A 10,431-nucleotide genomic window follows, 5' to 3' on the forward strand; every position below is an offset into this window, starting at 1 on the left:
AGAGTAGGACGCCGCCGGAATTGATTTGTGTGAAGGCCCCCTCCGTTCCGGAGGGGGCCTTCACGCGTTTCCGGGGCCTTTGCCTTTGGAGTTCACCAACGCCGGCGAACGTCGTTGAGGCGTGCCGCCTGGCGGGTCAGATGGGCGTGTTCGGCGAGGTTCGACGCTTTCTGCGCCGCATCCATATACAGCGCCGCCGCCTTGTCCAGGTTGCCGGCGCGTTCGTTCAGGTAGGCCGCTACGGCGGTGTACCTGGGCAGTGTGTCGTCGGCGTCCAGTTCCGCGAGGGCCTTGAGCCCGGCCTGCGGTCCGTCGGCCTCGCCCACCGCCACCGCGCGGTTGAGGCGGACGACGGGGCTGTCGTTCAGGGCGAGGAGTTCGTCATACCACTCCACGATCTGGACCCAGTCCGTGTCCTCGGCCGCGAGGGCGTCCGCGTGGAGTGCCGCGATGGCGGCTTGGGCCTGGAATTCGCCCAGGCGGTCGCGGGCGAGCGCGGTTTGCAGGATGGCGACGCCTTCCGCGATCAGGGTGGTGTCCCAGCGGCTGCGGTCCTGCTCGGCGAGAGGGACCAGGGTTCCGTCCGGTGCCGTCCGCGATGCGCGGCGGGCGTGGTGGAGCAGCATGAGGGCGAGCAGCCCCGCGACTTCGGGGTGGTCGATGGCGGCCGCGAGTTGGCGGGTGAGCCGGATGGCCTCCGCGGCCAGGTCGACGTCGCCGGAGTAGCCCTCGTTGAAGACCAGGTAGAGAACGCGCAGCACCGTGGCGACGTCCCCCGGCTGGTCGAACCGCACTGCGGAGACTGTGCGCTTCGCGCGGCTGATGCGCTGGGCCATCGTGGCCTCGGGGACCAGGTAGGCCTGGGCGATCTGTCGGGTGGTCAGTCCGCCGACGGCGCGCAGGGTGAGCGCGACCGCGGACGACGGGGTCAGCGACGGATGGGCGCACAGGAAGTAGAGCTGAAGGGTGTCGTCCACATCGGGCGTCGGCCCGGGGGCGGGTTCCTCGTCGACGAGGTCTTCCCGGCGGCGGCGCGCGACGTCCGAGCGGGTCGCGTCCAGGAACCGGCGCCAGGCGACCTTGATGAGCCAGCCCTTCGGGTCCTTCGGCGTCTCGGCCGGCCAGGTGCGGACCGCTTCGACCAGGGCGTCCTGTACGGCGTCCTCCGCCGCTGCGAAGTCGGCTCCGCGGCGGCAGAGGACACCGAGCACGCTCGGGGTGAGGCTCCTGACCAGTGCCTCGTCCATCGGCTCGCTCACTCGGTGATGGTGGGCAGGGTGCCCCAGAACGGGCGCAGCTCCAGCCACTCGTGGATCGGCTTTCCGCCCGCGCCGGGGGCGGCGGAGAGTTCGCCGGCCAGTTCGACGGCGCGTTCGTGGCTGTCGACGTCGATCACCATCCATCCGGCGATGAGGTCCTTGGTCTCGGCGAACGGGCCGTCGGTGACCGGCGGACGGCCCTCGCCGTCGTAGCGGACCCACGTCCCCTCGGGGGCCAGCGCCTGTTCGTCGACGAACTCTCCGGTCTGGCGGAGGCGGTCGGCGAAGTCGCTCATGTACTGGATGTGGGCCGAGATCTCCTCGGGCGTCCACTGGTCCATCGGGACGTCGTTGACGGCCGCGGGTGCGCCTCGGTAGTGCTTCAACATCAGGTACTTGGCCATGGTGCTACTCCTTGGTGCCGGTGCGCCGGATTGTCGGCGCATCGCTGTCGTATTCCACACCAGGGACGGAGCCGCCTCGGGGATCTCGACATCGATCCCGGACTTCTTTTTTTGCGCTGCGCGGCAGGGCCTCGGCCCGCCGCCTACAGGCGGCCCGCGAGCTTCAGGGCCAGGTACGTGTCGGTGAGCTGGGACGCGAGGTCGCCCGGTGCGGCGTCGACCACGGTGACGCCGTGGCGGCGCAGGCTTGCGGAGGTGTCGCGGCGTTCGGCGAGCTCGCGTTCCGCGGCGGCCGCGTCGTAGACGGCCTCGGCGGTGCCGCGCGAGGCGGCCATCTCGGTGAGGGCCGGGTCGGCGACGGCCGCGACGACGACCTCGTGGCGGTCGGTGAGCTGCGGTAGGACCGGCAGCAGGCCTTCGCGTACGGCTTCCGCGTCCAGGCCGGTGAGCAGGACGACCAGTGAGCGGCGCTTGGTGCGGCGGATGACCTCGGCGACCAGGTGCGGGGCGTCGGACTCGACGAGTTCGGGTTCGAGCGGGGCCATGGCCTGTACGAAGGAGGTCAGGACGGCGGTACGCGACGCGCCCCGCACGTCCGCGCGCACCCGCCGGTCGTGGGCCAGCAGGTCGACGCGGTCCCCGGCGCGCGCGGCCACCGCGGTGAGCAGCAGGGCGGCGTCCATGGCCGCGTCCAGGCGGGGCGCGTCGCCGATGCGCCCGGCCGAGGTGCGGCCCGTGTCGAGAACGAGCAGGATGTGCCGGTCGCGCTCGGGGCGCCACGTCCGTACGACGACGCCCTGGTTGCGCGCGGTGGCCCGCCAGTCGATCGAGCGTACGTCGTCGCCCGGCACGTACTCGCGCAGTGAGTCGAACTCGGTCCCCCGACCCCGCGTCAGAACAGCGGAGCGGCCGTCGAGTTCGCGCAGGCGCTCAAGCTTCGAGGGGAGCAGGCGTCGGCTGGGGAACGCGGGGAGCACCCGTACCGTCCACGGGATTTCGTGCGAGCCCTGGCGGGCGGCGAGTCCGAGGGGCCCGAGGGCGCGTACGGTCACGCGGTACGCCCGGCGGTCGCCGCGCCGGGTGGGGACGAGCATGGTGGCCACGCGGCGGCGTTCGCCGGGCGGGAGGTCCAGGGTGTGGCGCTGCTCGTGGGCCCCGGCGCTGGGCGGCCAGGCGTCGCGGAGGAGTCCGCGCACCCGGCGGTCGGCGGACGGGTTGCGCACGGTCAGGGTCACGCGCGCGGGTTCGCCGAGGCGGACGGTGGTGTCGCCGGCACGCTCGAAGGTGAGGGCGCGCACCGAGCCGGCCAGCGCGAGGTCGGCGATCACCCCGAGGGCGAGGAGCCCTTCGACGATGAACACGCCTGTCCACGAGGGCAGGAGGAGGCCGACGACAAGTGCCCCGAGGGCGGCGAGGATTGCGGTCCTGGCGGTGAGCGTCATGCTGGCCGCCGCGCCGGTGTGTGCGGGTGGTCCCGGTGCCGCTTCGGCTCGAACGGTCGTTGTGCGTAGGGCCGTTCGGTTCCGACGGTCACCCCACGCGCCGTGACCCTGCGTGCGACAACCTCACGTGCCGCAACTCCGCACGCACAGCCACGTGTTACGCGCCCTGTCTCTTCTGCGTCCGTCCCTTGTGCGCCCGCCTCTTCCGCGCTGGTCTCATCCGCGCCCGCCTTTTCCGCGCTCGTCTCTTCCGGACTGGTCGCTTCAGGGCTTGCCATCTCCCGGCCCGCCTCCCCGCCCGCGTTCATCGCGGCACGGGGACCGAGGCGAGGACCGCGTCCACGACGGCGTCCGCGCTGACGCCTTCCATCTCGGCCTCCGGGCGCAGTTGCACGCGGTGCCGCAGGGTCGGCTTGGCGAGCGCCTTCACGTCGTCCGGCGTCGTGTAGTCGCGTCCGGACAGCCACGCCCAGGCCCGCGCGGTGCCCAGCAGCGCGGTGGCGCCGCGCGGTGAGACGCCCAGTTGCAGGGACGGAGACGTGCGCGTCGCCCGCACGATGTCGACCACGTATGCCAATACGTCGGGGTCCACCCGTAGCCCGGCCACCGCCCGTCGCCCGGCGGCGAGTTCGGCTTCGCCGGCCACCGGACGCACCCCCGCCGCGTCGAGGTCGCGCGGGTCGAAACCCTCCGCGTGCCGCCGCAACACGTCGATCTCCTCGTCCCGTTGCGGGAGCGGCACGGTCAACTTCAGCAGGAACCGGTCGAGTTGGGCCTCGGGCAGCGGATAGGTGCCCTCGTACTCGACGGGGTTCTGGGTGGCCGCGACAAGGAACGGGTCGGGCAGCGGGCGCGGTGTGCCGTCGACCGAGACCTGGCGTTCCTCCATCGCCTCCAGCAGCGACGCCTGAGTCTTCGGGGGCGTGCGGTTGATCTCGTCGGCGAGCATGAGGTTGGTGAAGACCGGGCCCTCGCGGAACGAGAACTCGGCGGTGCGCGCGTCGTAGACCATCGAGCCGGTGACGTCGCCGGGCATGAGGTCGGGGGTGAACTGCACGCGCGTGGACCGGAGATCGAGGGCGCGCGCGAGGGTGCGCACGAGGAGCGTCTTGGCGACGCCGGGCACGCCTTCGAGCAGCACGTGCCCGCGGCACAGCAGTGCGATGACGAGGCCGGAGACCACCGGGTCCTGGCCGACGACGACCTTGGCGACCTCGCCGCGCAGCGCCTCCATGGCGGCGCGCGCCTGGTCGGCGCTCACTGTTCGGACCGGTCCGTTCACGGCTGGCGTACCCCTGTCTTGACGTGTTCTTCCAGCATGTCGAGTTGGTCGGCCAGGGCGACGAGGCCGCTCTCGTCCTCCGGGACGGCACCGTACAGGAGGTGGTACACGTCCGCGGGTGCGCGGCGCGTGCGTGCCGCGACGGCGTCCACCAGCACGGCCGGTTCGGTCGCGGCGGGGCCGGAGCCGGTGCCGAGGCGTGCCGCGATGCGGGTACGGGCCGCCGCCCGCAACTGCTCCGAGGCCCGGTCGACGGTGTGCCCCCGCCGGTAGAGGCGCGCTCGTCCCTCCGCGGTCTCGGCGGCGCGGACCACCACCGGCAGCGGTTCGGTGACGACCGGTCCGAGGCGTCGGGCCCGGTGGAGCGCGAACAGGATGACGGCGGCGGAGAGTTGAATGGCCCCGAACCGCCAGCCCGCGGGCAGCAGGCTGAGCAGGCCCTCGTCGCCGTCGGCGGACTCCTCAGGCAGATACCACAGCAACTGCTGGTGCGCGCCGAGGAGCTGCATGGTCAGGGAGGCGTTGCCGCGTTGGTCGAGGCGGTCGTTGCGCAACGCCCTTCCGGTGCCCAGCAGCACGACGTCGCCGGCGTCGCGCGGCAGGATGACGAGGGTCGGGGCACCGTCCGCCGGGTAGCACCGCACGGCGCCGCGCACGCTGGTCTCGTAACCGGTGCCGCCGAGGTCGGCGTCGCCGGCCCGCAGCGCCTCGGGCAGGTCGCACCGCGGCAGGACCGCGCGGCGGTCGGCGGTGCCGTCGTCGCGGGCGCTGAGGCCGAAGGTTTCGAGGCTGCCGTTGTCCGGTGCGACGAGGACGGTACGCGCGGGCCGCAGCACCGCTGCGGCGGCGATCTGCTCGGCGGTGAGCCGGTCCGGGAACGGCACCAGCACCGTGCTGCCCGCCGGGGCCTGCTCGACGGCGGTGCGCAGCGCCTCCGGTGTGGTGACGAGGGTGACGGCGACGCCTTCGTCGCGCAGGATTTCGGCGAGCGCGCGGGACCCGGCGGGGTCGACGGCGCGCGGGTCGAGTTCGCCGCGGTCGCGTCCGCCGGTGATCAGGACGATCGCGCCGACGACGAAGAGGATGAGTGCCGCGAGCAGCAGCGGCCCCCGGGCGGCGCGCCACACGGTCGCGGCGTCGGGGCTGATGGAGGTGGTCACGGCGACTCCGCGCCGGTCTCGCGCCGCACCGGAGTCCCGTCGGATCGCGTCGCCGCGCACCGTGTCCTCGGCCGCGCTCTCCGGCGCGCCTTTCACCCCGTCGCCTGCCTCGGCTCTCACGCCGTCGTCGTCCACCGCGTCGTTCACTCCGTCGCCCACCGCGTCGTTCACCGCGGTGTCCGGTCGGGTCCGGCGGCGACCGGCTCGCGTGCGGGGCGGGCAGCGGCGCAGCGGGTGTCGAGGTCGCGCAGGGCGGCGTCCATCTCCTCGGTGCCGGCGTGGCCGCCGTAGCGGACGTCGTCGAACATGAACGCGGCGGACAACAACGCGGCGGCGAGGTCCGGAAGTTGGCGTCCAGCCTCGTCCGCGGCCTCGTCGGCGGTACGGCCGGGCCGCTCGTCGAGGACGGCGCGTTCCTCCAACGCCCGGACCACGGCCCGGAGTCGGTTCTGCACCGCGTCGTCCCACGCGCCGCGCGCGGCGGCTTCGTCCGCGAGCGCGCGGTATTCGGCCGCGGTACGCGGCCCTTCGGCGGTGAACAGCGCCTCGCGCCGACCGCGCGCCGTGCGCAGCGGGCCAAGTCGCAGGCGCAGGGCGATGATCAGCGCCACCGCCAGCAGCAGCACGACGATGACGCCGAAACCGCCGCCGGGCGCGACCGACGTCATGCGGTCGACCAGTTCCTGGAAGCGGTCCAGCAGCCAGTTGAACGCCCTCGTGAACAACGACGGGTCGTCCTGGTGGTACATCGGCTTCGACAACTCGTCGCGCGCGGCTTCGCGGGCCGGGTCGCGCGGGATGTCGAGCGGCTCGAACGGCTCGGGCGTGGCCGCGGCCGCCAGGGACCGGAGGAGGCCTGCGGTCACGAGGCCGCCGGGGCGGCGTCGTCGGGCACCAGGCCCGCCGCGCGCGCGAGTTCGAGGTCCAGGGCCTCACGGCGCATGCGCTGGTCGATGTAGAGCAGCACGAGGGCGGCGGCGCCGAACGGGAAGGTCAGGCCGTACGAGATCACCGTCCCGACGCCGAGCAGCATCATGTCGCCGAACGACGTGGGCACCGCAGTGCCGTAGACCGACGAGAAGCCGGCCGCGAAGGTGAAGGGCAGCTGCACGATGCTGCCGATGATCGCGGTGAGCAGCCAGATGAGCAGCGTGATGCCGAGGACGCGCCACCAACTGCCGGTCACCAGCTTGCGGGAGCGGACGAGCGCCTTGCGTACCGTCTGCTTCTCCAGGATCAGTGCGGGGCTGGAGAGTTGCAGCAGGACGTACGCGTAGATCGCGAGACCGGCGCCACCGAGGGCGCCGAGGACGATCAGCGCCCCGCCCGCGTCACCGGCCGCGAGAGCCAGGATCAGGCCGGGGACCATGCAGGCGACCACCAGGCCGATCGGGATCAGGAACGTCATCACCGAGACGCCGAGCAGCCGCAGCAGCAACGGGCGTGCGCCGGACCAGGCCTGACCGACCGTCATGCCCTTGCCGAGAACGGCCCGGCTGACGACGAGCGTCAGGATGCCGGTGATGATGAGCTGCCCGAGCAGCATCACGACGATCAGGACCGCGCTCGACCCGAGCACCGGGCCGAGGACGTCGAGGAGTTCGTCGGTGTCCGGGTCGGACTCGTCGAGGACGGACGTGTCGACGTTGCGGAGCATCGCCCACTGCGCGGGAATCACGATCGCCTGGGTGATGACGGCGACGACGAGCGACAGCCCGATCATCACCTTCCAGTGCGTGCGCATCGCGGCGACCGCGCCGTCCAGCAACTCGCCGACGCCGAGCGGGCGCAGCGGGATGATGCCGGGTTTCGCGGCGGGAAGGTACGGCCCACGCCACCCCTGCGGTGCACCCCATCCGGGCCCACCGGGGCCGCTCGGCGCACCCCAGCCGTGCGTCGGCTGCTGCCCACCGCCCGGCACGCCCCACCCTCCGGCGGGCGGCGGCTGCTGCGGTGCCCACCCCTGCGGCGTCCCGGGCGCCTGCGGCGGAGGCGGCGCACCCCCGCCGGGCAGCCCCCACCCACCCCCGGCCGCCGGCGGCTGCTGAGCCGACCACCCAGGAGGGACATCGGGCGCCGCGGGCTTGTCCAGATCGGGTACGCCGCCGGAGTGGGTGCCGTCGGCCGCATCAGACGTGCCCCTGGTGCTGCCCGCGCCTGAGGTGCTGCCTGTGCCCGAGGTGCTGTCCGTGTCCGGCGTGCCACTCGCGTCAGAGGCGCCGCCTGCGTCAGAAGCGCCACCCGCTTCCGAACCGGCCGCGGACGGCCGACTGTCCTGCACCGCGGCCTCGTCGTGCGCGGTGGGGGCGGGGGCCGCTACGGAGGAGCCCGGATCGTCCGTCCCCGAACCCGAATGCGAGCCCCGGCCCGCAGCTGGGCCCGTGTCCCCCGGCGCGCCCGAGCGCGGCCCCTCCGAACTCTCCCCTCCCGAACCAGGTACGCCCCAACCCGGTTCCTCCGACGCCCGCTCCTCGCGGCGGCCGTCCGGCTCGCGGTCGTCGCCGGGCGCGGGGGAGGCGGCATTGTCTGTGCGTGCCACTCCGGCGTCGCGGGCGTCGCCGTGCGCGCGGGGCTCCTGGTCGTCCGCGGTGGAGGTGCCTTCGCTTGCGGGGGCGGCCTCGGAGTCGGGGGCGGGCGACTGCGGAGACCGACGCGGGTCGTCGGGCCCCGGTGAATCCGGTGTGGCCCTGCCCGGGGAGTCCGTCATCGAAGTCGCTCCTTGTTCCTGGTGGGTGGCGGTCAATCGTGGCATGTTTTTGCCCGGACTTGATGATCGACTCCCGCTTTCCCGCTGTGCCGGGTGCGGGTTGTCGGTATATGCCGTACCCGCCCCAACCGCGACGACGCGGCGCGCGTCCCGGGCGGGCACACTCGTGGCATGGACAATGCCCCCGCACACGCCGCCGACGACTGGTCGCCCCGGCCCGCGTACTGGCTCGACGACGTCCCGACCGCCTACGGCCACGGACCCGCGGTGGTTCTCCTCGACCAGACCCGGCTGCCGCACGAGGAGGTGCGTCTCGTGTGCAGCGACGTGCCCACCCTGGTCGACGCCGTCCGCCGGCTCGTCGTGCGCGGCGCGCCCGTGCTCGGCATCGTCGGCGCCTACGGGGTCGCTCTGGCGGCCGCGCGCGGGGACGACGTCAAGGCCGCCGTCGCGGACATCGCCCAGGCGCGGCCGACCGCGGTGAACCTCGGCTGGGGCGCGCACCGTGCCTTCGCCGCGTGGGAGGCGTCCGGCGGCGACGCCCTCGCCGCGCTGCGCGAGGCCCGGGCCGTGCACGACGAGGACGCGCGGGCGAGTGCCGCGATGGCCGCGCACGGGGCGGCGTACGCGTCCGACCTCGTCGCCGACCGCCCGCTCCGCGTCCTGACGCACTGCAACACCGGTGCGCTGGTCTCCGGAGGAGAGGGCACCGCGCTGGCCGTGGTGCGTGAGCTGCACCGCGCCGGGCGCCTCGGGCAGCTCTGGGTGGACGAGACGCGCCCGCTGCTCCAGGGCGCGCGGCTGACCGCGTACGAGGCCGCGCAGACCGGCATGCCGTACGCCGTCCTCGCCGACAACGCGGCCGGCTCGCTGTTCGCGGCCGGGGAGGTGGACCTTGTCGTCGTCGGCGCGGACCGCATCGCCGCGGACGGCGCCACGGCCAACAAGGTCGGCACGTACCCCCTGGCCGTCCTGGCCCGGCACCACGATGTGCCGTTCGCCGTGGTCGCGCCGATGAGCACGGTCGACCTCGACACCCCCGGCGCGGACGGGATCGTCGTCGAGCAGCGGGACGGCGGCGAGGTCACGGAGTTGTCCGGTTTGCCGCTCGCGCCGCCGGGCAGTCCTGCGTACAACCCGGCTTTCGACGTGACGCCGCCCGAGCTGATCACCGCGATTGTCACAGAATCAGGCGTTTTGTCGCCGGTAAGTGCGATCGCGATTGCTCGGATGAGTGCAGGTCACGATCCGGTAATGCGACGATGATGTCTATGAAGGGACGTGTCCTCATCGTCGACGACGACACCGCGCTGTCCGAGATGCTTGGCATCGTGCTGCGCGGCGAAGGGTTCGAGCCGTCGTTCGTGGCGGACGGCGACAAAGCTCTCCAGGTGTTCCGGGAGGTCAAACCGGATCTGGTGCTGCTCGACCTGATGCTGCCGGGACGGGACGGAATCGATGTCTGCCGTCAGATCCGCGCCGAGTCAGGCGTGCCGATCGTCATGCTCACCGCGAAGAGCGACACGGTCGACGTGGTCGTCGGCCTGGAGTCCGGCGCGGACGACTATGTGATCAAACCGTTCAAGCCCAAGGAACTGGTGGCCCGGGTCCGCGCGCGGCTGCGCCGCGCCGAGGAGCCGACGCCGGAGCAGTTGGTCATCGGTGACCTGGTCATCGACGTGGCCGGGCACTCGGTCAAGCGGGACGGGCGCAACATCGCGCTCACCCCGCTCGAATTCGACCTGCTGGTCGCCCTCGCCCGCAAGCCCTGGCAGGTCTTCACCCGTGAGGTGCTGCTGGAGCAGGTCTGGGGCTACCGGCACGCCGCCGACACCCGGCTGGTCAACGTCCATGTGCAGCGGCTGCGCTCGAAGATCGAGCGCGACCCCGAGCGACCCGAGATCGTGGTGACAGTACGCGGCGTCGGCTACAAGGCCGGCCCCGCCTGACGTGGTGAACGACCGCCGTCCCGAACCGGGCCAGGGGTCCGGGGGACGGTTCCCGGACCGGTTCGGCGCCTTCCGAAGACCCGCGCGGACGCCGTCGCGCGAGTCCGACGTCGAGCGTGCCCGGACGCCGGAGGACGCCGGTCCGGAGCCGGACGCCGCGTCCGGGTCGGCCGTACCGCCGAAGCCGAGCGGACCGCCGCCGGGCGGTGCCGTGCCCGGTGGTCCCCC

General features: G+C 73.1%; 9 protein-coding genes and 1 pseudogene. 3 read left to right on the forward strand and 7 right to left on the reverse strand.

Annotated elements, in window-relative coordinates; genetic code table 11:
• Window positions 1-92: 92 nt before the first annotated feature.
• The 7 genes from ACRX5S_RS25420 to ACRX5S_RS25450 form a co-directional block, all read right to left on the reverse strand.
• Window positions 93-1,247: an RNA polymerase sigma factor gene (locus tag ACRX5S_RS25420; RefSeq protein ID WP_436775604.1), complete on the reverse strand. Its 1,155-nt coding sequence runs from the start codon at window positions 1,245-1,247 to the stop codon at window positions 93-95.
• Between the two features lie 8 nt (window positions 1,248-1,255).
• Window positions 1,256-1,663 carry a YciI family protein gene (locus ACRX5S_RS25425; protein ID WP_436775410.1) on the reverse strand — a complete coding sequence of 136 codons (408 nt, stop codon included), beginning with the start codon at window positions 1,661-1,663 and terminating at the stop codon, window positions 1,256-1,258.
• 143 nt (window positions 1,664-1,806) lie between these two features.
• Window positions 1,807-3,105, reverse strand: a complete 1,299-nt coding sequence (locus ACRX5S_RS25430) for a DUF58 domain-containing protein (protein ID WP_436775411.1) — start codon at window positions 3,103-3,105, stop codon at window positions 1,807-1,809.
• Between the two features lie 304 nt (window positions 3,106-3,409).
• Window positions 3,410-4,339 (reverse strand): AAA family ATPase, encoded by a 930-nt coding sequence (locus tag ACRX5S_RS25435; protein ID WP_436775605.1) that lies wholly within the window; start codon window positions 4,337-4,339, stop codon window positions 3,410-3,412.
• Window positions 4,340-4,383: 44 nt separating this feature from the next.
• Complete coding sequence (locus ACRX5S_RS25440) at window positions 4,384-5,718, reverse strand: DUF4350 domain-containing protein (protein ID WP_436775412.1); 1,335 nt, start codon at window positions 5,716-5,718, stop codon at window positions 4,384-4,386.
• A complete protein-coding gene (locus ACRX5S_RS25445) occupies window positions 5,715-6,413 on the reverse strand; it encodes a DUF4129 domain-containing protein (RefSeq protein ID WP_436775413.1) in 699 nt (232 codons plus the stop codon). The genes ACRX5S_RS25440 and ACRX5S_RS25445 overlap by 4 nt, the downstream gene beginning before the upstream one ends.
• Window positions 6,410-7,468, reverse strand: a complete 1,059-nt coding sequence (locus ACRX5S_RS25450) for a hypothetical protein (RefSeq protein ID WP_436775414.1) — start codon at window positions 7,466-7,468, stop codon at window positions 6,410-6,412. The genes ACRX5S_RS25445 and ACRX5S_RS25450 overlap by 4 nt, the downstream gene beginning before the upstream one ends.
• Before the next feature lie 957 nt (window positions 7,469-8,425).
• Between ACRX5S_RS25450 and mtnA the strand changes: the two genes are divergently transcribed.
• From mtnA to ACRX5S_RS25465, 3 genes and pseudogenes are all read left to right on the forward strand, one after another.
• On the forward strand, window positions 8,426-9,520 hold the full coding sequence (mtnA, locus tag ACRX5S_RS25455) for an S-methyl-5-thioribose-1-phosphate isomerase (RefSeq protein WP_436775415.1): 1,095 nt from the start codon (window positions 8,426-8,428) through the stop codon (window positions 9,518-9,520).
• Window positions 9,517-10,203, forward strand: a complete 687-nt coding sequence (gene mtrA, locus ACRX5S_RS25460) for an MtrAB system response regulator MtrA (RefSeq protein WP_358363607.1) — start codon at window positions 9,517-9,519, stop codon at window positions 10,201-10,203. Before mtnA ends, mtrA begins: the two co-directional genes overlap by 4 nt.
• A gap of 4 nt (window positions 10,204-10,207) precedes the next feature.
• Window positions 10,208-10,431, forward strand: a pseudogene (locus ACRX5S_RS25465) (hypothetical protein); the annotation flags it as partial.

Origin of the sequence: Yinghuangia sp. YIM S09857, from assembly GCF_051388915.1 — a bacterium.
Taxonomy (GTDB): Bacteria; Actinomycetota; Actinomycetes; order Streptomycetales; family Streptomycetaceae; genus Yinghuangia.